Origin of the sequence: Nonomuraea sp. NPDC048826 (assembly GCF_043198225.1) — a bacterium.
Lineage (GTDB): Bacteria > Actinomycetota > Actinomycetes > Streptosporangiales > Streptosporangiaceae > Nonomuraea.
Map to the genome: position 1 here is coordinate 120,233 of NZ_JBICUQ010000001.1, position 21,200 is coordinate 141,432.

Here is a 21,200-nt window from a genome sequence, read left to right on the forward strand (position 1 = left end):
TCGCCCCACCGGCCCACGTATGCGTCTTTCCCGATCATGCCCCCGTATCGCCACTCTTCTCTGTCCAATAACCACATGGGGCGAGAAGGGGGCACGGATGCAGGCGATGGACGATGACTCCCCCCGGAGCAAGCCATCCCTCACGGCCACCGAGATCCGGTTGCAGGCCACGCAGGCCGCGTTCGTGGACTGGTTCCGTCAGGAGTTACCCTCCGTGGTCGGCGACATGATGCGGCGCGGGGCCTCCCTCCAGGACGCCCAGGACGCCGCGCAGGAGGCTTTCCTGGAGGCGTGGCGCCTGTGCGCCGGCGAACCCGACGTCTGGCGCCGGGTCGAGCACCCGCGCGGTTGGGTGCGCAAGGTGGCCGAACGGGCGTGGAGCCGGCCACCCGGCGAGCGCCGCCGGCAGGTGCCGGCGACCCCGTTCGCCGTCGTGCCCGACCATGTGCCGTACGGCGAGGACCCCGCCGACCTCGCCGGCCCGCACGTCGATCTGATCAGGGAGCTGAAGAGGCTGCCGCCGGTCCAGCGGCAGGCGATGCACTACCGGCTGGACCGCCTGCCGTACGCGTTCATCGCGCGCGAGCTCGGCGTGTCCGAGCAGCGGGCCCGCGACATCGTGAAGAAGGCGCGGCTCGAACTGGCCGCGCGGCTCAACACGTACCGGGGAGGACGGCCGGATGAGTGACGAAGCCTTCGGCGGCCCTCCTGAGGACGAGCTGGACCTGCTGCTCGCCCGGTGTGACGCGGGCCTCGAGGCCCACGCCCGCGCGCACACGGACGTGGAGTCGTACGTCACGGCGATGATGAGCCTGTTCGCCGTCCCGCAGCCGACGACGGTCAGCCTCTTCCGGGCCCGTCTGCGGTTGCGCGAGGTCGAGCAGGCCCTCGCCCGCGCCGCGTCCTGCGCGAATCGTCTCGCCGTCTCGCGGCCGGGCGAGCGTACGGAGGAGTTGAGGCAGGCCGTGGGGCGCGCGCTCGCCGTCGCGGGCGACCTCGGCGGGACCACAGATCTGCTGCGGGCGCTCAACGTGGCGCTGGCCCGTGCGCTGGCCGTCGCGCTCTTCCATCGTTATCCGACGACGGGGGAGGAGGACGTGCCGCTGCCCGAACTCATCATCGAAGTGTCGCGGGCCCTGGCCGACGCCGGTGACCTCACCGCCGACCTGACCGAGGTGGAGGACCGTTCGGCCCCGATGAACGTCGCCGGCGTGGACCTGTCGGACGTCCGGCTCCCGTCGCTGACCGCGATCCACGGCGTCGTGTGGGACGAGCGCACCGTGTGGCCACCCGGCATGGCGGAGTTCGTCGGCGTGGTCTCGGAGGAGATCGAGCCCGGGACCTTCCGGGTGGACTACGCGCCCGACGTGGAGGACGTCACCCCAGGGCGGGGATCCAGCCCAGCGTCACCGCGAGGATGACGACGAAGCCCAGGGCCATGCGGTAGATCACGAAGCCGGTGAAGCTGTGGGTGCTGATGTAGCGCAGGAACCAGGCCACGGCGGCGTAGCCCACCACGAAGGAGATCACCGTGGCCAGGATCGTCGGGCCCCAGTCGGGGGCCTTGGCGCCGCCGATCTCCGACAGCTCGTACAGCCCCGAGGCGAGGACGGCCGGGATGGCCAGCAGGAACGAGTAGCGGGCGGCCTCCTCGCGCCGGTAGTCGAGCAGCAGGCCGGCCGTGATGGTGCCGCCCGAGCGGGAGACGCCGGGGATGAGGGCGAGCGCCTGGGCGCACCCGTACACCACGGAGTGCGGCACGTTGAGGTGCTTGGCCAGCGTGAGCTTGTTGCGCGCGGTGCGGTCGGCGAACCACAGGATGAGCCCGAACAGGATCAGCGTGGTGCCGACCAGCCGCAGGTCGCGGAAGACGCCCTCGATCTGGTCCTTGAGCAGCAGGCCGAGCAGGCCGATCGGGATGCTGCCGAGGATCACGTACCAGCCCATCCGGGCGGCGATGTGGCCACGCAGGGCGGGGGTCCACAGGGAGCGGGTCCAGGTGGAGATGATCTCCCAGATGTCTTTCCTGAAGTAGATCAGCACCGCCGTCTCGGTGCCGAGCTGGATGACCGCGGTGAACGCCGCGCCGGGGTCGTCCCACTCGAAGAACGCCGAGACGACCCTGATGTGCGCGCTGGACGAGATCGGAAGGAACTCCGTCAGCCCTTGCAGCACCCCCAGCACCACGGCTTCGAACCAGCCGATCACGCCTGCACCTTCCCCCCGGTAGAAGCGCACGATGTACCGAGGCGAGGCTAGCGGAAACCGGGGACCCGGCAGGCCCGATCACGGCCGGGTCCCGCCGATGTCATTCGTTGTTCACCCAGACCGCGGCGTTGTCCCGCGCGAAGTCGGCGAAGTCCCTGGCCGGGCGGCCCAGCGCCGCGCGCACGCCGTCGGCGACGTAGGCGTTGCGGCCGTCGAGGGTGTCCGTGAACAGCCCGATCAGCATCCCGATCTCGTCCTCGGGCACCCCGTGCTCGACGGCGCCCGCCGCGTACTGGTCGGGCGTGATCGGCACGTACACGATGTCGCGGCCGGTGGCCTTGGACAGCTCGGCCGCCACGTCGGCGAAGGTGAGCAGCCGGGGCCCGGTCAGCTCGTACACCCGGCCCGCGTGCCCGTCACCGACGAGCGCGGCCACGGCGACGTCGGCGATGTCGTCCACGTCCACGAACGGCTCCGGCGTGTCCCCCGCGGGCAGCGCGATGACCCCGTCGAGCACCGGTTCCAGCAGGTAGCCCTCGGAGAGGTTCTGCATGAACCAGCCGCAGCGCACGATCGTCCAGGCGACTCCCGACTCCCGCATCACCTGCTCGGCGGCCTCGGCGAGCTCCTCGCCCCGGCCCGACAGCAGCACCAGGTGTTCGACGCCCGCCCGGACCGCCTGCTCGGTGAACGCCCGCACGTCGTCGAGCGCGCCGGGGAAGGTCAGGTCGGGATAGTAGGAGATGTAGACGGCCCGCGCCCCCTCCAGGGCGGGGCCCCAGGTGCCGCGGTCCGCCCAGTCGAAGGGCGGGGTGCCGTTGCGGGAGCCGACCCGGACGGCGTGGCCGAGCGTGTCGAGCCGGTCTGCGATCCGGCGGCCGGTCTTGCCGGTGCCGCCCGTTACCAGGATTGTCATGCCTCCAAGTAAGCCGGAGACCGCTGAGACTCTCCATGGTTGAGAAGCGCCAGAGCATATGCGATCGTCTCAGCATGGATCATTTGGCGGCGCTGCTCGACGGTCCGCGTGCGCGCGGCGCGTTCATGCTCCGGGTCGTCCTCGATCCGCCCTGGTCGATGCGGGTGCAGGACGAGGCTCCGCTCACGTTGTTGGCGATGGTGAGCGGCGAGGCGTGGATCGTCCGCGACGGGGTGACGCGGGTCCTGCCGGGCGAGGTCGCCGTGGTGCGCGGGCCGGAGCCGTACGTGGTCGCCGACCGGCCGGACACCCCGCCGCAGATCGTCATCCACCCCGGCGAGGATTGCACCACGCTCGACGGCGTCTCGCTGTACGAGAAGATGCAGCTGGGCGTGCGCACCTGGGGCAACGGCCGCGACGGCGCTGACAACATGATCGTCGGCACCTACCTGATGGCCGGGGAGGTCAGCAAGCGGCTGCTGCGGGCGTTGCCGCCGATGCTCGTCCGGCCCGGCGGGCCGCTCATCGAGATGCTGGGCGAGGAGGTGGGCAAGAACGAGCCCGGGCAGGACGCGGTGCTCGACCGGATGCTCGACCTGCTGCTCATCGCCACCCTGCGCGGATGGTTCGCCACCGAGGACGCGCCGACCTGGTACCGCGCGCTGAGCGACCCGGTCGTGGGCAAGGCCATGCGGCTCATGCAGAACAACCCCGCCCACTCGTGGACGGTCGCCGCGCTGGCCGCCGAGTCGGGGGTCTCACGGGCGTCGCTGGCCCGCCGGTTCACCGAGCTGGTGGGCGAGCCGCCGATGGCCTTCCTCACCCGCTGGCGGCTGGATCTCGCCGCCGACCTGCTGCGCGAGCCCGACGCGACCATCACCTCGGTCGCCAGGAAGGTCGGCTACGGCAGCCCGTTCGCGCTCAGCGCCGCCTTCAAACGGACCCACGGCGTCAGCCCCCAGGAGCACCGGGCGGGCGGCACGCACGTGCTCGCGAACGAGGCCGTACGGTGAAGCCGCTGCTGCTCCTGGACGTCGACGGGGTGCTCAACCCCACCGGCCACCCGACTCCCGACTTCCGCCGTTACCGGTGCACGATCGGCAGCTCCGTCTACACCGTCCACCTCAACCAGCGGCACGGCCCCCGGCTGCTGGAGCTGGCGCTGGAGACCGGGGCCGAGCTGGTGTGGGCGACGACCTGGGAGCAGCACGCCAACGAGTGGATCGCGCCCCGGATCGGCCTGCCGTCGCTGCCGGTCATCGGGATGCGGCCGGACGACCGGATCGGCGGCGAGCACGGCGAGATGTTCAAGACCCGCCGCGTGGCCGAGTACGTCGGCGGCCGGCCCTTCGTCTGGTTCGACGACCAGGTCTACCAGGAGGACGAGAACTACCTCAGGGCCCGTCAGGGTACGGGAGAATTCCTGCTCATCCATGTGCCCGCCAGGCAGGGTCTGACCAGCCAACACCTGGCCGTCGCGCGTGAGTGGCTGACCCTTACAGGGTTTTCTCAGGGTCCCTCGTGGGAGAAGTAGGCGGGGTTCGCGCGTTCGAACCAGTAGAACGTCGTCACACGGAGGGACATCATGTACCGCTCACGAGAGCACCGGATGCTCGCCGGGGTCTGCGGAGGCCTCGCTGACAGGTTCGGCCTGTCGCCCACCCTCGTCCGCGTCCTCTGGCTGATCCTCTCGCTCTTCCCCGGTCCGATGTGGGTCGTCTACATCGTCATGTGGATCCTCGTCCCGGAGGAGCCCAAGAAGTACTGAGGCTTATCCTCTGAAGCATGAGGGCAAGGCCGCTGACACTGATCCAGGACGAACTGGTCGACTACGACAAGGCGATGGAGCGGATGGCCGAGCTGGTCACCGAGCGCCAGGGCGACACCAGGCCCGACACGCTCTGGCTGCTCAGCCACCCGCAGGTCTACACCGTCGGCCGGCGAACCCCGCTGTCCCACCTGCCCGACCCGTCGCGCGGCATCCCGGTCGTGGAGACGGGGCGGGGCGGGCAGCTCACCTACCACGGCCCCGGCCAGCTCGTCGGCTATCTGATCGTCAAGCTGGGCGAGGACGAGGGCATCGTCGACTACGTGCGCGAGGTCGAGCTGCGCCTGGTCGACGCCCTCGGCCGGCTCGGCCTGCCCGCCGAGCGGCGCGACACCCCGCCGGGCTCCGAGCTGCTCACCGGCGTGTGGACCTCCGGGACCGGCCGCAAGATCGTCTCCATCGGGATGCGGCAGAGCCGGGGCGTCACCAGCCACGGCTTCGCACTCAACGTCGAGGGCGACCTGATGCCGTGGGACTGGGCGGTGGCCTGCGGCATGCCGGACGTCGACATGACCTCGCTCAAGCGAGAGTTGGGCGAGGCGTCGCTGGACGACGTCCGCCCGGTCGTGGCGTCCGCCTTCGAGGCGTCCTGACCCGGCCTGGGCGAACACGTCCGCGCCCCGGGCACGCGGCCCGGGGCGCAGGCCGTCAGACGTCCAGAGGGACCTCGTCGATGGTGCGGCGGGGGCCGGTGAACCAGTGGCGGGCCGACAGCCACCACCAGAGACCGATGCCGATCAGCACCACGCCGACCGCGATCGGCGCGTAGTTGACCGACGTCCAGGCGAACTCCTCGTCGCCGGGCACCCCGGAGGGCGAGAACGGCATGATGAAGTAGACGCAGACGATCGCGATCTCGATCACCGCGATCCAGCCGAGCACCTTGTACTTGCGGCCGAGCGTCCACGGGCCGGGTTCGAAGCGGTCGCCCATCCGCAGCCGGAGCCAGATCGGGATGAGGAACGCGAGATAGAGCCCGATGACGGCGATCGACACCACGGCGAAGAACGCCACCGGGGTGGTCAGGCCGGGAGGGGCGTAGAGGGCGGGCAGGGTGATGAGGGCGGCGACCCCGCAGCCGGCCAGGATGGCGTTGACCGGGGTGCGGTTGCGGTCGACCCGTGACCAGAGCCGCCAGCCGGGCACCGCGCCGTCGCGGGCGAACGCGTACGTCATCCGCGACATCGAGGTCACGCAGCTCATGCCGCAGAAGAACTGGCCGATGGTGGAGATCGCGAAGATCGCGGTGGCCAGCGGCGAGCTGAGCGCGGTCTCGAAGATGGCGCCGACGAAACCGCCCTGTTTGTTGATCTCGTCCACGTTCGTGGCCGCGAACAGGAACGCCAGCAGGACGATCCAGCCGCCGATCGCCGAGTAGAAGATCGACTGCCACAGGCCGCGGGCGGCGGCCTTGGAGGCGCCCTGGGTCTCCTCCGACACGTGCGCGCACGCGTCGAAGCCGGTGATCGTGTACTGGGTGAGCAGGAAGCCGAGCGGCAGCACGTACAGCCAGAACGTCAGCCCGTTGGAGCCGTCGCCGAAGCCGGAGTTGTTGATCGTCTCGGTGAACACGAAGCCCACCGACTGGTGCTCGGACGGCCCGAAGACCAGGATCGCGACCACGATGGCCGCGCCGAGGACGTGCCACCAGACGGAGACGTTCTGCAGCAGCGAGATGAGCCGGTGGCTGAAGATGTTGATCAGGGCGTGCAGCACGAGCACGATCACGAACAGCAGGAACGCCTGCGTGAGCGTGCCCTCCCAGGCGCCGCCGGTGAGCCGGGTGAGGGTGATGTTGAGGAAGGTGGCGCAGCCGTAGTCGACGGACGCGGTGACCGCGATGAGGCCGATCAGGTTGAGCCAGCCGGTGAACCAGCCGTGGATCGGCTTGCCCATCTTGGCGGCCCACCAGTAGATGCCGCCGGCGGTCGGGTAGGCGGAGACCAGCTCCGACATGCAGAAGCCGATGATCAGGATGAAGAGGGAGATCAGCGGCCAGCCCCAGGATATGGCGATGGGGCCGCCGTTGTTCCAGGCCTGTCCGAAGGTGGTGAAGCAGCCGGCGAGGATCGAGATGATGGAGAACGAGATGGCGAAGTTGGAGAATCCGCTCCAGGTCCGGGCCAGCTCCTGCTTGTAGCCGAGCTCGGCGAGTCGCCTGGAATCCTCTTCTGTGCTCATGAGGTCTCCCTGGGGGGCGCGGAGGACGCTCTTTATGGTCTACATCTAGACCATTCTTTGGTATACGTCTAGACCATTTCCGGCGCGCGAGCAAGGAGTAACAGGCGAGTTTCGTTCAGGCGCGAAAAAGGGCGGACCGGTACGGTCCGCCCCTTGATCGTGTCAGCCGCCGAACACGTCGACCGTGGCCTGGCAGAACGCCTTGAGGTCGTCCGGCTTGCGGCTGGTGACCAGCTTGTTCGGCCCGCCGTCGCAGATCACGACCTCCTCGTCGACCCAGTTGGCGCCGGCGTTGCGCAGGTCGGTCTGCAGGCTCGGCCAGGACGTCATCAGCCGGCCCCGGACGGCGCCGGCCTCGATCAGAGTCCACGGCGCGTGGCAGATCGCCGCCACCGGCTTGCCGTCCTGGAAGAAGCCCTGGATGAACCGCACCGCGTTCTCGTCGGTACGCAGGAAGTCGGGGTTGGCGACGCCGCCGGGCAGCACGAGCCCGTCGAAGTCGGTCGCCGACACCTCCTCCGCCGTGGCGTCCACGGCGAACTTCTCGGCCTTGTCGAGGTGGTTGAACGCCTGGACCTGGCCGGACTTGGTGGAGATCAGCCTCGGCGTGCCGCCGGCCTGCTTGACCGCCTTCCACGGCTCGGTGAGCTCGACCTGCTCGACGCCTTCGGGCGCGACCAGGAAAGCGATGGTCTTGTCCTGCAGCATGATGGCTCCCGTAGTCCGATGGTTTCCCACCCCCTATCCGGGAGATCCCGATCTATACGCGAGCCACGCGTGGGCGGCCCACGCCGTCGCGGCGCCGGCCGCGTACCAGAAGAGGTCGGGCGGGTTGAACGTGCTGCCGAGCAGCGGGCGGAGCGCCGAGGGGATCTCGCCGAGCTGGGCGAACTCGATCGCCCAGCTCAGCCCGGCCGAGGCGAGCGCCGCCGCCCACGGGCGCACGCGCGGCCACGCGAGCACGATCAGCAGGTAGATCAGCACTGTGTAGAGCGCGTCGCCGGCGTACTTGGGGACCGGGCCGTCCCACAGCAGCCGGACGCCGAGTCCGAGGACGATCGTGGCCAGGGCCGCCAGCGCAACCGGCAAACGGGACATCCGGCTCACCCTAGTAGCATCGCCGTACATGAGTGCGACCATGGTGGTGCGAGGGCTGGCCGCCGGTCACGGGGAGCGGATGCTGTTCTCGGGGCTGGATCTGGTGGTGAGCCCGGGTGACGTGATCGGGCTGGTGGGGGCCAACGGCGCGGGCAAGTCGACCCTGCTGCGCATGCTGGCCGGCCTCGACCGGCCGGAGGAGGGCGAGATCCGGCTCAGCCCGGCCACCGCCACCGTCGGCTACCTGCCGCAGGAGCCCGACCGCAGGCCGGGCGAGACCGTCATGGAGTTCCTGGCCCGCCGCACCGGCGTCGCGCGGGCGCAGCGCGACCTCGACGCCACCGCGCAGGCGCTGGCCGACCAGACGCCCGGCGCCGACGACGCCTACAGCGTCGCGCTGGAGCGCTGGCTCGCGCTGGGCGGCGCCGACCTGGACGAGCGCGCGGAGGCGATCGGCCTGCCGGTGGCGCTGGACCAGCCGATGACCTCGCTGTCGGGCGGTCAGGCGGCCCGCGCCGGGCTGGCCTCGCTGCTGCTCAGCCGGTACGACCTGTTCCTGCTCGACGAGCCCACCAACGACCTGGACCTCGACGGGCTCGACCGGCTGGAGTCCTTCGTCAAGGGGCTGCGGCCCGGCACCGTCGTGGTCAGCCACGACCGCGAGTTCCTGGCCAGGACCGTCACCGACGTCCTGGAGCTCGACCTGGCCCAGCAGCGCATCCAGCTGTTCGGCGGCGGCTACCAGGCGTACCTGGAGGAGCGCGAGGTCGCCAGGCGGCACGCCAGGGAGCGCTACGAGGAGTACGCCGACACCCGGGCGGAGCTGGAGGCCCGCGCCCGCAGGCAGCGGGCGTGGATGGAGAAGGGCGTCAAGAACGCCCGCCGCAAGATGTCCGACAACGACAAGATCGGGCGCAACGCCCGGGTCGAGGCCACCGAGAAGCAGGCCGCCAAGGCCCGGCAGTCGGAGAAGCTGCTGGAGCGGCTGGAGGAGGTCGAGGAGCCGCGCAAGGAGTGGGAGCTGCGGCTGGAGATCGCCGTGGCGCCCCGGTCCGGCGCGGTGGTGGCGACGCTGCGCGGCGCGGTCGTCAGGCGGGGCGGCTTCACGCTCGGGCCGGTCGACCTGGAGATCGGCTGGGCCGAGCGGGTGGCGATCACCGGGGCCAACGGTGCGGGCAAGACGACGCTGCTCGGCGTGCTGCTCGGGCGGATCCGGCCGGACGAGGGCCACGCCACGCTGGGCTCCGGCGTCGTGGTGGGCGAGGTCGACCAGGCGCGCGGGCTGTTCGAGGGCGAGGAGACGCTGCTCGACGCGTTCACCGCGCACGCCGACCTGCCGCCCGGGGAGGGGCGCACGCTGCTGGCCAAGTTCGGCATGAAGGCGCACCACGTGCTGCGGCCCGCCTCGACGCTCTCGCCCGGCGAGCGCACCCGGGCCGCGCTGGCGTTGCTGCAGGCCAAGGGCGTCAACCTGCTGGTGCTCGACGAGCCGACCAACCACCTCGACCTGCCCGCGATCGAGCAGCTGGAGTCGGCGCTGGCGAGCTATCCCGGCACGCTCCTGCTCGTCACGCACGACCGCCGCATGCTGGAGGCGGTCAGCGTCGACCGCAGGCTCGTGGTTGACAAGGGACGCGTGTCCGACTCCCACTGAAAATTTACACCGCACAAAGAAACGAAGATGAAACAATTCTCCGCAACTCGTTGACATGCGACGTTCCTATGGTGTGCCGTGCTCTACACAGATAACCCCCCGCCTGAAGGTGAGGCACACATGAGGAAATGGCTCGCACGCCTGGCAGTGCTGGGCGTCGCGCTTTTGGTGGTAAGCCAGGGGCAGGTGGCGCTGGCGCAAGATCCCGCGGCGGGGAAGAAGGTCGTCCGCGTGGGCGCGACCCAGGCCGTTGACTCCATGAACCCGTTCCTCGCCGTCCGCTTGGTGTCGACCTCGATCCACCGCTGGATGTACGGCTTCCTGACGGTCCCCGACAGCAAGACGCTGAAGCCCAGCCCCGACCTGGCGGAGTCGTGGAGCAGCTCCGAGGACGGCCTCACCTGGACCTTCAAGATCCGCTCGGCCAAGTGGTCCGACGGCCAGCCGATCACGGCCGAGGACGCCGCCTGGACCTTCAACAAGATCATGACCGATGACGCGGCGAAGACCGCGAACGGCCCGGCGGCGGAGAACTTCGAGAGCGTCACCGCCAACGGCCAGGACTTGATCATCAAGCTGAAGAACCCGCAGGCGTCCATCCTGGAGAACCCGATCCCGATCATGCCCAAGCATGTCTGGGAGAAGGTCACCAACATCGCGGACTTCTCCGGCGACGAGTACCCCGCCGTGACCAGCGGCCCGTACATCGCCGTCGAACACAAGAAGGACCAGTACGTCAAGCTGCAGGCCAACCCGAACTACTGGCGCGGCGCCCCCAAGATCGACGAGCTTCAGGTCGTCTTCTACGAGAACCCGGCCGCGTCCATCATCGGACTGAAGAACGGCGAGATCGACCTGATCGGCCGGCTCAACCCGCCGGAGTTCGAGTCGCTCAAGGGCGACCCCAACATCGTGCAGTGGAACCAGCAGGGCCGCCGCGCCGCCTACCTGCAGATCAACCACGGCGCCACGACCACCGACGACAAGGAGGTCGGCGACGGGCACCCGGCGCTGAAGGACCAGAAGGTCCGCCAGGCGCTGCACCTGGCCATCGACAAGGACAAGCTCGTCGCCGAGGTGCAGAACGGCCTGGCCAAGCCGGCGCACGGCTCGATCGTGCCGCCCATGTACACCGACTTCTTCTGGGAGGCCACCGGCGACACCAAGGTCTCCTACGACCCGGCCAAGGCCAACCAGATCCTCGACGAGGCGGGCTACAAGAAGGGCGCCGACGGCGTCCGCACGATGCCCGACGGTGACCGCAAGCTGGAGTTCCGCTTCAGCATCCACACCGACACCCCGATCGAGGACAAGCTCGCCGAGTACCTCACCGGCTTCTTCAAGGAGATCGGCGTCACGCTGACCACCAAGAAGCTCGACTCCAGCAAGTTCTCCGAGGAGACCGGCGTCACCGGCCTGTTCGACATCGCGATCTCCGGCTGGTCGGTCAACCCCGACCCGGAGGAGGTCCTGGCGACGCACCTGTGCAGCCGGCGGCCGACCCCGTCCGGCGAGGGCGGCGGCACCGAGTCGTTCTACTGCGACGAGACCTTCGAGAAGCTCTACCAGGACCAGCTCAAGGAGCTCGACCGGCCCAAGCGGGCCGACCTCATCAAGCAGATGCAGGAGCGCCTCTACACCGACGCCCCGGTCATCGCGATCTACTACACCAACGACCTCGAGGGCTACCGCAAGGACCGGATCAAGAGCATCACGTCCGTGCCCGAGCAGGACGGCATCCTGTACGGCGCGAGCAGCTTCTGGCCGTTCTACTCGCTGGAGGCCGTCGAGTCCGCCGCGGCCTCCGAGGAAGGCGGCTCCAACACCGGCCTGATCGCCGGCGTGGTCGGCGCCGTGATCGTCATCGGCCTCGGCGCGTTCTTCCTGACCAGGCGGCGCAAGTCCGTGGCGGACGACCGCGAATGACCGCACCGCTCGAAGCAGCAGAGCCCGCCGCCGCGCAGGCGGCGGGCCCCGCTGACGACCACCGCCCCGCCCGCCACGGCGTGCTGCGCTACGCGCTCACCAAGGCGGGCGGGGCGTTGCTCAGCATCGCGATGGTGATCATCGCGACGTTCTTCCTGTTCCGCCTCCTCCCCGGAGATCCGGTACGGAACCTCGCCCAGGGCCGCAACATGACCCCGGCGCAACTCGACCTGGAGCGGCACCGGCTCGGTCTGGACAAGCCGCTGGCCGACCAGTTCTTCGACTTCGTCGGCCAGACGCTCCGCCTGGACCTGGGCGCCTCCTACGAGTACAAGCGGCCGGTGCTGGAGCTCATCGGCGAGCGCCTCGGGCCGACGCTGCTGCTCGCCGGGGTGGGCCTGGTCATCGCCGTCAGCCTCGGGCTGTGGCAGGGCACCCGCGCCGGATGGCGGCCGGGCAGCCGGTTCGACCGGTTCTCCACGGCCACCTCGCTGGTGCTGTGGTCGGTGCCGACGTTCTGGCTCGGCCTGCTGCTGCTCATGGTGTTCGGCGCCTGGCTCAAGATCTTCCCGTCGCGGGGCATCGAGAGCGTCGACGCGCCCGACGGGTTCGGCTACATCCTGGACGTGGCGTGGCACATGGTGCTGCCCTGCCTCACCCTGGTCGGCGTGGTGTACGCGCAGTACCTGCTGGTCATGCGCTCGTCCCTGCTCGACGAGGTGGGCCAGGACTACATCACCACGGCCCGGGCCAAGGGCATGCGCGACGACGAGGTGCGCCGCAGGCACGCGGTGCCCAACGCGCTGCTGCCCACGGTGACGCTGGTGTTCATGCGCATCGGCTTCGTCGTCGGCGGCGCGGTCACGGTCGAGACCGTCTTCAGCTGGCCGGGGCTCGGCAAGCTGTTCTACGACGCGATCCAGGTGCCCGACTTCACGCTCATGCAGGGGACGTTCATGCTCATCACGGTCGCGGTGATCGTCATGAACACGCTGGCCGACGTCGTCTACCACTTCCTCGACCCGAGGGTGAGGTCCGCATGACCGCCATCGCGTGGACCCGCAGAAGGCGGGCGTTCGGCCGGTTCTGGGACGGCTTCCGCCGCCAGCGGGCGGGGGTCGTCGGGCTGGTCATCCTCGTCGTGGCCGTGGCGCTCGCGCTCGTCGCGCCGCTTTTCATCGACCAGAGCGTCACCAGCGTGATCGAGAACACCGGCGACCGCTTCATGCCGCCGAGCCTGGAGTTCCCGTTCGGCACCGACGAGTCCGGCCGCTCGATCCTGCTCATGGTGTGGTGGGGCGCGCGCACGTCCCTGCTCATCGGCTTCCTGGCCGCCCTGGTCAGCGTCGCCATCGGCACCGTCTTCGGCATCGCCGCCGGCCACTTCCGCGGCTGGATCGGGGCCGTCATCATGCGGGTGACCGACTGGTTCCTGGTGCTGCCCTCGCTGATCACGGCGCTGGTGCTGGCGGCCATCCTGGGCGGCAGCACGTTCACCATCATCATGGCGATCGGCGTCACCTCCTGGCCGTCGACCGCCCGCCTGATCAGGGCCCAGACGCTCGCCGTGGAGGCCCGGCCGTACATCGAGCGCTCCAAGGCGCTCGGCGGCGGCCACTGGCACATCACCACCCGCCACGTGCTGCCGAACGTCGCCCCGCTGCTGCTGGCCAGCACCACGCTGGAGGTCGCCAGCGCCATCGTCACCGAGTCGACGCTGGCCTTCCTGGGCGTCACCGCGAACAAGACCTCGTGGGGCACCATGCTGCGCGGCTCCTACGACTGGAACGCGGCCAGCTCCGGCGCCTGGTGGTACATCCTCATCCCCGGCCTGTGCATCCTCGCGGTCGTCATGGCGTTCACCCTCTGCGGGCGGGCGCTGGAGACCGTGCTCAACCCGCGACTCCGGGGGGCGAAGGCATGAGCCTGCTAGAACTGGACGACGTCTCGGTCACCTACCGCATCGCCGAGGGCGAGGTGCCCGCCGTGCGCGGCGTGTCGCTCACGCTCGGCGGCGGTGAGGCTCTCGGGGTCGCCGGCGAGTCGGGATCCGGCAAGTCGACGCTGGCCATGGCGTTGTTGCGGCTGCTGCCGCGCGACGCCCGCGTCACCGGCCGGATCCTGCTCGACGGCGAGGACGTCCTCACCATGAAGTGGGGCCGCCTGCGCGCGGTCCGCTGGGCCGAGGCGTCGATCGTGTTCCAGGGGGCCCAGCACGGGCTCAACGCGGTGCACCGGATCGGCGACCAGATCGCCGAGCCGCTCCTCGTGCACGGCATGGCCAAGCCGGGCCAGGCCGGCAAGCGGGTGGCGGAGCTGCTGGAGCAGGTGGGCCTGCCCGCCTGGCGGGCCCGCAGCTACCCGCACGAGCTGTCGGGCGGCCAGCGCCAGCGCGTGATGATCGCGATGGCGCTCGCCTGCTCGCCCCGGCTCATCATCGCCGACGAGCCCACGACGGCGCTCGACGTGATGGTGCAGGCCCAGGTCCTCACGCTGATCAAGGAGCTGGTCGCCGACCACGACATCTCCCTGATCATGATCTCGCACGACCTCTCGGTGCTCGCCGACGTCTGCGACCGGCTCGCGGTCATGTACGCGGGCCGCGTGGTCGAGCAGGGCCCGTCCCACCAGGTGTTCCACGATCCCAAGCACCCCTACAGCCAGGCCCTGGCCGCCGCCTTCCCGACGGTCGGCGACCCGGCGTCGCGGCTGGCGCCCCGGGGTCTCGGCGGCGACCCGCCGGACCCGATGGACCTGCCCACGGGCTGCTCGTTCCACCCGCGCTGCCCGGTCGCGCTGGAGGAGTGTCCGACACTGGACGTCGAGCTGTGGCCCGCCGGCGACCGCCGTGCCGCCGCCTGCGTCCACGTGCGGGACCATGGGCGGGACCGCGTACAGGAGGACGCATGACTGAGACGCAAGCCCCGGCCGAGGAGGTCACCACGGCCCGCCGCACCCTCCTGGAGGCCCGCGACCTGCACGTGGAGTTCACCTCGCGCGGGCGGCGCGCCCGCGCGGTCGACGGCGTCAACCTCGCGATCGGCGAGGGCGAGATCGTGGCGCTGGTCGGCGAGTCCGGGTGCGGCAAGACCACGCTCGCGCGCACCCTGCTCGGCCTGGAGAAGCCCACGTCCGGCACGGTCCGGTACGGGGGAGAGCCGCTGCGCTACTCCTCCGGGGCGCTCAAGGAGTACCGCAAGCAGGTGCAGCTCGTGCTGCAGGATCCGATGGGCTCGCTGAACCCCCGCCAGACCGTCTACGAGGCGGTCGCCGAGGGCCCGCGCATCCACGGGCTCGCCGACGAGGCGGACGTGGTCAACACCGCCCTGGCCAAGGCCGGGCTGCGGCCGCCCGAGCGGTTCCTGCTGCGCTACCCGCACGAGCTGTCCGGCGGGCAGCGGCAGCGCGTGGTGATCGCCGGGGCGCTGGCGCTGGACCCGAAGGTGCTGATCGCCGACGAGCCGGTGGCCTCGCTCGACGCGTCGGTGCGCGGTGAGATCCTCGCGCTCCTGCTCAGGCTCCGCGACGAGCTGGGGCTCTCGGCGCTGGTCGTCACGCACGACCTCGGGCTGGCGTGGAACATCGCCGACCGGGTGGCGGTGATGTACCTGGGCCGGATCGTCGAGTCCGGGCCGGTCGAGCAGGTGCTGACCGCGCCGCGTCACCCGTACACGCAGGCCCTGCTGTCGGTGCTGCCCGAGTCGCCCGAACGGGTGGTGCTGACCGGCGAGCCGCCGGACCCGACCAAGATCCCGGGCGGCTGCCGCTTCCACGCCCGCTGCCAGGTGCTCGCCTCCGGCAAGGCCGCCGAGGCGGGCGTGGACGCCCGGTGCCGAGGCGAGCTGCTCGACATCCTGCCGGCCTCGGCCGGGGCGCAGGCGGCCTGCTACTACGCGGAGGCCACCGGCTGACCTCAGAGGGCGCTGATCGTGGCCGGCGCCCGCTCGGTCCGGCTCAGCGCGCGGATCACCGCCGTGGCGCCGTGGCGGTGCACCGCGAGCCGAGCCAGCAGGTCCACCACCGGGTCGATGACCTCCGTGGGCAGCTCCGGCGTCTCCACGCCGACGCTGGCCGCCAGGTCGTCGGAGTGCACGACGAGCTCCATCAGCCGGGTGAGCAGGAAGTCGTCCAGCGTCAGCGACCAGCCCGTCCACGGCAGGGCGACCACCCGATCGGCCGGCTGCGCCGGAACCGCCCGCCGCTGGTCCTCCAGCAGCTCCGCCGCGCGGGCCGCGAGCGCGGCAGGGCCGTCGGCGGCCACCTGTTCGCCGCCGCGCCGGACGCTCACGTTGCTCTCGTGGTCGAGGCCCGCCTGCACCCACGGAGAGCGCGTGTAGTGCTCCAGCAGGGTGGCCGGCTCCCCGGCCGCGCCGTCCGCCGGTTCCAGGAGGCCGCTCACCCTGACGAGCTGGTGCGCCAGGTGGCCGGCCAGCCCTCCGACGCTGAACTCGGTCAGCGCGCTCGGCTTGCCCCAGGCCGCCGCGACCGCGGGGTCGTGCAGGAGAACCACGGCCGACTCCGCCGCCGTGAGGTACGACTGTCTGATATCCGTCATGTCCGCCCTTCCGGTACGTCGCAGCCACCTTAGCCGGGACCCGCCGGGCAGTATCGGGCAGAGAGGTGTGCACGATCTCCACTCCCTCTCGCCAAGGTTCCGTGACAAGCGGCCAAATCCGTTGCCCCGGACCGCTCGCTCAGGGACGATCTTTTGGATGAGCGTGGAGCAGAGTGCGCGACCCGTGGCGCTGGTCACCGGCGTGGGCAGGACCGTGGGCATCGGGGCCGCGATCGCGACCCGGCTGGCCGCCTCCGGATGGGACGTCGGGTTCACGTACTGGACGCCCTACGACGAGCGGATGACGTGGGGCGCCGAGGAAGGCGCCGTCGAGACGATCAGGAAAGCCCTGGTCGGTGAGGGCGCGGCCGCCGCGGCGGTGGAGGCCGACCTGGTCGAGACCGAGGCGCCGGCCCGCATCTTCGACGAGGTGGAGAGCCGGCTGGGGCCCGTCGCCGCGCTGGTGATGTGCCACTGCGAGTCCGTCGACTCCGGGCTGCTCGACACCACCGTGGCCAGCTTCGACCGCCACTTCGCCGTCAACGCCCGCGCGAGCTGGCTGCTGATCCGCGAGTTCGGCCGCCGGTTCAGGGGCGCCCACGGCACCGGCCGGATCATCGCGCTCACCAGCGACCACGTCGTCGGCAACCTCCCGTACGGGGCGAGCAAGGGCGCGCTGGACCGGATCACCCTGGCCGCCGCCCGCGAGCTGGCCCACCTCGGCGTCACCGCGAACGTGATCAACCCCGGCCCGATCGACACCGGCTGGATGTCCGACGAGCTGAAGGACGCCATGACCGGCCACACCCCGCTGGGCCGCCTCGGCACCACCCGCGACACCGCCGACCTGGTGGAGTTCCTGTGCTCGCCACGCGGCAAGTGGATCAACGGCCAGCTGCTGAAGAGCGACGGCGGCATCTCCGCCTGATCACCCGGACGGGGGAGGGTCGCCGCGCAGCCTGCTGTAGACCAGGCCGTCACGCCACCGGCCGGCCCGGAACTCGACCGAGCGCAGCGTGCCCTCATGCGTGAACCCGGCCTTCTCCAGGGCTTTCCGCTCGGCGATGTTCTCCGGATGCGTGCCCGCCTCGATCCTCTCGACCGGCGTGTGCGCGAACAGGTAGTCGCACAGCATCGCCTGCGCGCGCCCACCGATGCCGCGGCCGCGCCACTCGGGCAGCAGGGCGATCCCGATCTCCCAGTATCTCGACACGTCGCCGCCCCTGGCCCGCCAGTCGACGAAGCCCGCCACCACGTCCTGGTCCACGACGACGACGAGCCGGCTGTGGTCGGGGCCGAGATACCCGTCGGCGGCGAAGCGCCGGGCCGGCGCCTGCGCGTCACGGAACCCGGCCCAGTCGAGCCCGATGAGGCCGGGTTCGGTGGCGAACCGCCGGAACAGGTCCAGGTCGCTCTCGATCACCGGCCGCAGTCGTACCGGGGGATCGCTGACGAGACCTTCCACGGTCACCCGCCGAGGAGGTCGGCGGTGAGCGCGTCCAGGTCGTCGACCACCCGCCAGGCCAGGGCCAGCGCGTCGGGGGCGGGCGGGTAGCGCGGGTGCGGCACGGCGATGACCCGCATCCCCGCCGCGTCCGCCGACCGCAGCCCGTTGCTGGAGTCCTCCACCGCCACGCAGTCCTCCGGGTCCACGCCCAGCCGCCTGGCCGCCTCCAGGTAGCCGTCGGGGGCGGGCTTGCCGCGGGCCACCTCCTCGGTCGAGACGGTCGCGTCGAAGCAGTCGTGCAGGTCGCTCGACGCGAGCACCACGTCGATGAGCTGCCGGGGCGACGAACTCGCCAGGCCGAGCGTGAAACGATCGCCGAGCCGCCGCACGGCCTCGGGCGCGCCCTTCATCAGCGGCAGATGGCTGTGATACCGCTCGGCCATCTGGCCGACGACCTGCCGGGCGATCTCGTCCGGTGGCATCCGCACGCCGAGCTCATGCAGGTAGGCGGCCCACTCGGCGGTGCTCATGCCCATGAGCCGCGCCTGCGTGTCGTCCCGCCAGGCGCCGCCGTGCTCGGCGACGAAGGCGCGACGCACCTCCTCCCACACCGGCTCCGAGTCGACCAGCACCCCGTCAAGATCGAACACACAGGCTTCCACGCCCCCGACCCTACCCACGCCCTCGCCGGACAGGCTCGCCATCGGACTGAGGTAAACGGAGAGTCATTTTTCCATCGCTGTGAGTAATATTCTCGTCATGGTCACAGCTCTACACGAAGGGCTCGTGGGTATCACGACCCTCGATCCTCGGGAGACGGCGCGCATGTTGAGCACGCTGTTCGACTTCCCCATACCTTCGTCCGCATCCGAGGTCATCTCCAATGAGTTGTCGGAGATCAGCCCGTCCGTCTACCGGGCCGACGCCGCGCTCCTTTGCGTCGAAGGAGAGACGAGGCTGGCCGTCATCACCGAGGTCCAGCTTCAGCGTGACGACACCAAGCACCGGACCTGGCTGGCCTATATCGCCAACCTGCGTGTCCGCGACAGCTGCCAGGCGTTGCTGGTCGTCATCTGCCCCAACCGCGCCGTAGCCGCATGGGCGTCCCAGCACATCGAGACCGGCCATCCCGGCCTGGTCCTGCGTCCCCTCGTCATCGGGCCCGACAACACGCCGGTCATCACCGACGTCGCCGAGGCCGTCGGGAACATCGGCCTGGCGGCGATCTCCGCGATCACTCACAGCGAGGATCCGCAGATCAAAGTCGTCCTCGCCACACTGGCGGAAGCCTTGGACCACATCGACCCCGAGAAGGCGGGACGTTACGCTGAGTACGTCACCGTGGCACTGACGGGGGACGCGCAGAAGGAAATGGAGCGGCTCATGGCCACACAGACCTATCTCTACCAGGGTGAATACGCTCAGAGCCTCGTGGCGAAGGGTGAGGCCAAAGGCGTGCTGCTGGTGTTGGAAGCTCGGGGGTTCCGGGTCACGGCGGACGAGCGCGAACGGATCATGACGTGCACCGACACGAAGACGCTGGAGAGGTGGCTGCAACGGGCCGCCCTGGTCGACTCCGTGGGCAAGCTCTTCGAATGATCCCGGTGGGGCGCCGTCTCAGCTGAGCACCTCGGCGATGGTTCGCCGGATGAAGCGGCGGGTCAGGGTGGCTCTGCGGAAGCGGCTCAGGACGGGTGGTGTCGTCCCGTACCGGCGTGCTCTGATCTCGTCCACCACGACCGGCGGCGCGCCCATCTCCACCAGGACGTCGAGCGCCTCCCGCTTGCTGATCAGGCGGCCCTCCCGCAGGGTCACGGCCGCCCGTGCCACCGTGACCATGCCGAGGTCCACCCATTCCTCGCTGAGCCACCGCTTGCGTCCCCGTGTCTTGTCCAGCCAGAAGTCGCGCAGGTCGGCCCGGATGAACGCGGCCAGCTCCGCGTCGGACACCGGCGGGACCAGACCGTCGGGCGCCGGGCCGTACAGCTCCAGCGCCCCCGTGAGCAGTTCCCGTCGCGTGACCGCGGTGACCGGTCGGTCGAACAGCTCGCCCATGGCCCACGTCAGGTGTTCGCGCCGGGGGTCGGCCAGGTGCCCGTCCGGCAGGTAGGAGCAGTGCAGGCGCGCGGCCAGCGGCCCGTCCAGCTCCCGGTGCAGCCGTTCGACAGCCTCGCGCCGCTCGCCCTCCAGCGGCTCCCTGACCACGGCGATCAGGTCGAGGTCGCTCTGCCCCTGCTGGTAGTCGCCCTTCGCCAGCGACCCGTGCGCCCACAGCGCCACGAGCGGGACGGCGGGCTCGACCTTCGCGAGGAACCGGGTCAGCAAGATCTCGGTAGCGGTGTGCATGATTCTTACTGTCCCCGGCCGTGGCTTCTGGTCAAGCCGGTCATGGAGGGCTGAACAGGGCGCTGACCGACTCGCCGTAGTGGATGCGGCGCATCGCCTCGGCGAGGGCCGGGGCGATGGACAGGACCGTGAGCTTGTCGCGGGGCTTGGGCGGGGGGACGGTGTTGGTGCAGACGATCTCCTGGACCTCCGGCAGCGCGCTGAGCCGCTCGATCGCGCCGTCGGAGAACAGGCCGTGGGTGCAGGCGATGCGGACGGAGCGGACGTGGCGCTCGCGGAGGCGTTCGAGGAGCTCGATGACGGTGCTGCCCTTGGCGATCTCGTCGTCCAGGATGATCACGTCCTTGCCCTCGACGTCGCCGATCACCGAGCTGATCACCACCCGGTCGTCGCTGAAGCGCTGCTTGGCGCCCATGGCCACGTCGGCCCCGATCAGGCGGGCGAAGTGGGCGGCCTCCTTGGCGTTGCCCAGGTCGGGGGAGACCACGACGGTGTCGGACAGGTCGTGGCGGGCGAAGTGGGCCGCCAGCTCGCGGAGCGCGTGCAGGTGGTCGACGGGGACGCTGAAGAAGCCGTGGACCTGCGGTGAATGGAGGGTCATGGCCAGCACCCGGCCGGCCCCGGCCGCCACCATCAGGTCGGCCACCAGGCGGGCGCCGATCGAGATGCGCGGGGCGTCCTTCTTGTCGGAGCGGGCGTAGGCGTAGTGGGGCATCACGACGGTGATGCGGGCCGCCGAGGCGCCGCGGGCGGCGTCGAGCATGAGCAGGAGCTCCACCAGGTGCTCCTGGGTGGGCGGCACCAGCGGCTGGATCAGGAAGACGTCACGCTCGCGGCAGTTGGCCTGGAGCTGGACCTCGACGACGTCGTTGGCGAAGCGGGAGACGCGTACCGGATGGAGGGGGACGCCCAGGTGGGAGCAGATCTCTTCGGCCAGCTCGGGGTGGGCGCTGCCGCTGAAAACCGTGATGTCTCGCACGATTCCCAAAGAGTAGCGGATCACCGGTCGAGGCCGATCGGAGGTGCGCGCGTCCAGGCCGA

24 protein-coding genes are annotated in these 21,200 nt (G+C 70.4%); 14 read left to right on the forward strand and 10 right to left on the reverse strand.

Annotation, left to right across the window (positions count from 1 at the left end; all coding sequences use genetic code 11):
* Positions 1–106 precede the first annotated feature (106 nt).
* Both ACGFI7_RS00655 and ACGFI7_RS00660 read left to right on the forward strand, forming a co-directional pair.
* A complete protein-coding gene (locus ACGFI7_RS00655) occupies positions 107–688 on the forward strand; it encodes an RNA polymerase sigma factor (protein ID WP_393397560.1) in 582 nt (193 codons plus the stop codon).
* Positions 681–1,421 (forward strand): hypothetical protein, encoded by a 741-nt coding sequence (locus ACGFI7_RS00660; protein WP_393397562.1) that lies wholly within the window; start codon positions 681–683, stop codon positions 1,419–1,421. Before ACGFI7_RS00655 ends, ACGFI7_RS00660 begins: the two co-directional genes overlap by 8 nt.
* Here the strand turns inward: ACGFI7_RS00660 and ACGFI7_RS00665 are convergent.
* Positions 1,378–2,208: an undecaprenyl-diphosphate phosphatase gene (locus ACGFI7_RS00665; RefSeq protein WP_393397564.1), complete on the reverse strand. Its 831-nt coding sequence runs from the start codon at positions 2,206–2,208 to the stop codon at positions 1,378–1,380. The two genes, ACGFI7_RS00660 and ACGFI7_RS00665, sit on opposite strands and share 44 nt — an antisense overlap.
* A 100-nt stretch (positions 2,209–2,308) precedes the next feature.
* Positions 2,309–3,124, reverse strand: coding sequence for an NAD(P)H-binding protein (locus tag ACGFI7_RS00670; protein WP_393397566.1), 816 nt, complete (start codon positions 3,122–3,124; stop codon positions 2,309–2,311).
* Between the two features lie 74 nt (positions 3,125–3,198).
* Between ACGFI7_RS00670 and ACGFI7_RS00675 the strand changes: the two genes are divergently transcribed.
* Genes ACGFI7_RS00675 through lipB form a run of 4 tightly spaced genes read left to right on the forward strand, consistent with a single transcriptional unit; the run spans position 3,199 to position 5,545 of the window.
* Positions 3,199–4,137, forward strand: coding sequence for an AraC family transcriptional regulator (locus tag ACGFI7_RS00675; protein ID WP_393397568.1), 939 nt, complete (start codon positions 3,199–3,201; stop codon positions 4,135–4,137).
* Positions 4,134–4,658, forward strand: a complete 525-nt coding sequence (locus tag ACGFI7_RS00680; protein WP_393397570.1) for an HAD domain-containing protein — start codon at positions 4,134–4,136, stop codon at positions 4,656–4,658. The genes ACGFI7_RS00675 and ACGFI7_RS00680 overlap by 4 nt, the downstream gene beginning before the upstream one ends.
* A 51-nt stretch (positions 4,659–4,709) precedes the next feature.
* Positions 4,710–4,892, forward strand: a complete 183-nt coding sequence (locus ACGFI7_RS00685; RefSeq protein ID WP_393397572.1) for a PspC domain-containing protein — start codon at positions 4,710–4,712, stop codon at positions 4,890–4,892.
* Positions 4,893–4,909: 17 nt separating this feature from the next.
* The gene (gene lipB, locus ACGFI7_RS00690) at positions 4,910–5,545 is read left to right on the forward strand and encodes a lipoyl(octanoyl) transferase LipB (RefSeq protein WP_393397574.1); all 636 of its coding nucleotides are present in this window, start codon (positions 4,910–4,912) and stop codon (positions 5,543–5,545) included.
* A gap of 55 nt (positions 5,546–5,600) precedes the next feature.
* On the opposite strand, the gene ACGFI7_RS00695 is transcribed toward lipB, so the two are convergent.
* From ACGFI7_RS00695 to ACGFI7_RS00705, 3 genes are all read right to left on the reverse strand, one after another.
* Entirely contained in the window at positions 5,601–7,133 is a 1,533-nt protein-coding gene (locus ACGFI7_RS00695) for an amino acid permease (protein ID WP_393397576.1), read from the reverse strand.
* A 162-nt stretch (positions 7,134–7,295) separates the two neighbouring features.
* Positions 7,296–7,841: a type 1 glutamine amidotransferase domain-containing protein gene (locus ACGFI7_RS00700; protein WP_393397578.1), complete on the reverse strand. Its 546-nt coding sequence runs from the start codon at positions 7,839–7,841 to the stop codon at positions 7,296–7,298.
* A gap of 33 nt (positions 7,842–7,874) precedes the next feature.
* Positions 7,875–8,231: a DUF2809 domain-containing protein gene (locus ACGFI7_RS00705; RefSeq protein ID WP_393397580.1), complete on the reverse strand. Its 357-nt coding sequence runs from the start codon at positions 8,229–8,231 to the stop codon at positions 7,875–7,877.
* Positions 8,232–8,259: 28 nt separating this feature from the next.
* Between ACGFI7_RS00705 and ACGFI7_RS00710 the strand changes: the two genes are divergently transcribed.
* From ACGFI7_RS00710 to ACGFI7_RS00735, 6 genes are all read left to right on the forward strand, one after another.
* On the forward strand, positions 8,260–9,885 hold the full coding sequence (locus tag ACGFI7_RS00710) for an ABC-F family ATP-binding cassette domain-containing protein (RefSeq protein ID WP_393397582.1): 1,626 nt from the start codon (positions 8,260–8,262) through the stop codon (positions 9,883–9,885).
* A gap of 120 nt (positions 9,886–10,005) precedes the next feature.
* Complete coding sequence (locus tag ACGFI7_RS00715; RefSeq protein WP_393397584.1) at positions 10,006–11,811, forward strand: ABC transporter substrate-binding protein; 1,806 nt, start codon at positions 10,006–10,008, stop codon at positions 11,809–11,811.
* Positions 11,808–12,854, forward strand: a complete 1,047-nt coding sequence (locus ACGFI7_RS00720; protein ID WP_393397586.1) for an ABC transporter permease — start codon at positions 11,808–11,810, stop codon at positions 12,852–12,854. Before ACGFI7_RS00715 ends, ACGFI7_RS00720 begins: the two co-directional genes overlap by 4 nt.
* On the forward strand, positions 12,851–13,735 hold the full coding sequence (locus ACGFI7_RS00725; RefSeq protein ID WP_393397588.1) for an ABC transporter permease: 885 nt from the start codon (positions 12,851–12,853) through the stop codon (positions 13,733–13,735). The genes ACGFI7_RS00720 and ACGFI7_RS00725 overlap by 4 nt, the downstream gene beginning before the upstream one ends.
* A complete protein-coding gene (locus ACGFI7_RS00730; protein WP_393397590.1) occupies positions 13,732–14,721 on the forward strand; it encodes an ABC transporter ATP-binding protein in 990 nt (329 codons plus the stop codon). The genes ACGFI7_RS00725 and ACGFI7_RS00730 overlap by 4 nt, the downstream gene beginning before the upstream one ends.
* Positions 14,718–15,722 (forward strand): ABC transporter ATP-binding protein, encoded by a 1,005-nt coding sequence (locus ACGFI7_RS00735; protein WP_393397592.1) that lies wholly within the window; start codon positions 14,718–14,720, stop codon positions 15,720–15,722. Before ACGFI7_RS00730 ends, ACGFI7_RS00735 begins: the two co-directional genes overlap by 4 nt.
* A gap of 2 nt (positions 15,723–15,724) precedes the next feature.
* Here ACGFI7_RS00735 and ACGFI7_RS00740 read toward each other — a convergent pair whose 3' ends face one another.
* The gene (locus ACGFI7_RS00740) at positions 15,725–16,366 is read right to left on the reverse strand and encodes a maleylpyruvate isomerase N-terminal domain-containing protein (RefSeq protein ID WP_393397594.1); all 642 of its coding nucleotides are present in this window, start codon (positions 16,364–16,366) and stop codon (positions 15,725–15,727) included.
* Between the two features lie 157 nt (positions 16,367–16,523).
* Here ACGFI7_RS00740 and ACGFI7_RS00745 point away from each other — a divergent pair, with 157 nt between their 5' ends.
* Positions 16,524–17,294 (forward strand): SDR family oxidoreductase, encoded by a 771-nt coding sequence (locus tag ACGFI7_RS00745; RefSeq protein ID WP_393397596.1) that lies wholly within the window; start codon positions 16,524–16,526, stop codon positions 17,292–17,294.
* Here ACGFI7_RS00745 and ACGFI7_RS00750 read toward each other — a convergent pair whose 3' ends face one another.
* Positions 17,295–17,837: a GNAT family N-acetyltransferase gene (locus ACGFI7_RS00750; protein WP_393397598.1), complete on the reverse strand. Its 543-nt coding sequence runs from the start codon at positions 17,835–17,837 to the stop codon at positions 17,295–17,297.
* Positions 17,834–18,463: an HAD family hydrolase gene (locus tag ACGFI7_RS00755; RefSeq protein ID WP_393397600.1), complete on the reverse strand. Its 630-nt coding sequence runs from the start codon at positions 18,461–18,463 to the stop codon at positions 17,834–17,836. The genes ACGFI7_RS00750 and ACGFI7_RS00755 overlap by 4 nt, the downstream gene beginning before the upstream one ends.
* Positions 18,464–18,554: 91 nt before the next feature.
* Between ACGFI7_RS00755 and ACGFI7_RS00760 the strand changes: the two genes are divergently transcribed.
* Positions 18,555–19,412 carry a hypothetical protein gene (locus tag ACGFI7_RS00760; RefSeq protein ID WP_393397602.1) on the forward strand — a complete coding sequence of 286 codons (858 nt, stop codon included), beginning with the start codon at positions 18,555–18,557 and terminating at the stop codon, positions 19,410–19,412.
* Between the two features lie 18 nt (positions 19,413–19,430).
* Here the strand turns inward: ACGFI7_RS00760 and ACGFI7_RS00765 are convergent, their stop codons facing one another.
* Complete coding sequence (locus ACGFI7_RS00765; RefSeq protein WP_393397604.1) at positions 19,431–20,159, reverse strand: nucleotidyltransferase domain-containing protein; 729 nt, start codon at positions 20,157–20,159, stop codon at positions 19,431–19,433.
* A gap of 40 nt (positions 20,160–20,199) precedes the next feature.
* Entirely contained in the window at positions 20,200–21,138 is a 939-nt protein-coding gene (locus tag ACGFI7_RS00770) for a ribose-phosphate diphosphokinase (RefSeq protein ID WP_393397606.1), read from the reverse strand.
* Positions 21,139–21,200 lie beyond the last annotated feature (62 nt).

Coding starts and splice junctions, on each gene's coding strand:
- ACGFI7_RS00725 (WP_393397588.1), top strand. CDS start 12,851: ATGACCGCCATCGCGTGGACCCGCAGAAGGCGGGCGTTCGGCCGGTTC.
- ACGFI7_RS00670 (WP_393397566.1), bottom strand. CDS start 3,124: ATGACAATCCTGGTAACGGGCGGCACCGGCAAGACCGGCCGCCGGATC.
- ACGFI7_RS00675 (WP_393397568.1), top strand. CDS start 3,199: ATGGATCATTTGGCGGCGCTGCTCGACGGTCCGCGTGCGCGCGGCGCG.
- ACGFI7_RS00660 (WP_393397562.1), top strand. CDS start 681: ATGAGTGACGAAGCCTTCGGCGGCCCTCCTGAGGACGAGCTGGACCTG.
- ACGFI7_RS00740 (WP_393397594.1), bottom strand. CDS start 16,366: ATGACGGATATCAGACAGTCGTACCTCACGGCGGCGGAGTCGGCCGTG.
- ACGFI7_RS00745 (WP_393397596.1), top strand. CDS start 16,524: ATGAGCGTGGAGCAGAGTGCGCGACCCGTGGCGCTGGTCACCGGCGTG.
- ACGFI7_RS00695 (WP_393397576.1), bottom strand. CDS start 7,133: ATGAGCACAGAAGAGGATTCCAGGCGACTCGCCGAGCTCGGCTACAAG.
- lipB (WP_393397574.1), top strand. CDS start 4,910: ATGAGGGCAAGGCCGCTGACACTGATCCAGGACGAACTGGTCGACTAC.
- ACGFI7_RS00700 (WP_393397578.1), bottom strand. CDS start 7,841: ATGCTGCAGGACAAGACCATCGCTTTCCTGGTCGCGCCCGAAGGCGTC.
- ACGFI7_RS00720 (WP_393397586.1), top strand. CDS start 11,808: ATGACCGCACCGCTCGAAGCAGCAGAGCCCGCCGCCGCGCAGGCGGCG.
- ACGFI7_RS00735 (WP_393397592.1), top strand. CDS start 14,718: ATGACTGAGACGCAAGCCCCGGCCGAGGAGGTCACCACGGCCCGCCGC.
- ACGFI7_RS00685 (WP_393397572.1), top strand. CDS start 4,710: ATGTACCGCTCACGAGAGCACCGGATGCTCGCCGGGGTCTGCGGAGGC.
- ACGFI7_RS00715 (WP_393397584.1), top strand. CDS start 10,006: ATGAGGAAATGGCTCGCACGCCTGGCAGTGCTGGGCGTCGCGCTTTTG.
- ACGFI7_RS00705 (WP_393397580.1), bottom strand. CDS start 8,231: ATGTCCCGTTTGCCGGTTGCGCTGGCGGCCCTGGCCACGATCGTCCTC.
- ACGFI7_RS00765 (WP_393397604.1), bottom strand. CDS start 20,159: ATGCACACCGCTACCGAGATCTTGCTGACCCGGTTCCTCGCGAAGGTC.
- ACGFI7_RS00730 (WP_393397590.1), top strand. CDS start 13,732: ATGAGCCTGCTAGAACTGGACGACGTCTCGGTCACCTACCGCATCGCC.
- ACGFI7_RS00710 (WP_393397582.1), top strand. CDS start 8,260: ATGAGTGCGACCATGGTGGTGCGAGGGCTGGCCGCCGGTCACGGGGAG.
- ACGFI7_RS00655 (WP_393397560.1), top strand. CDS start 107: ATGGACGATGACTCCCCCCGGAGCAAGCCATCCCTCACGGCCACCGAG.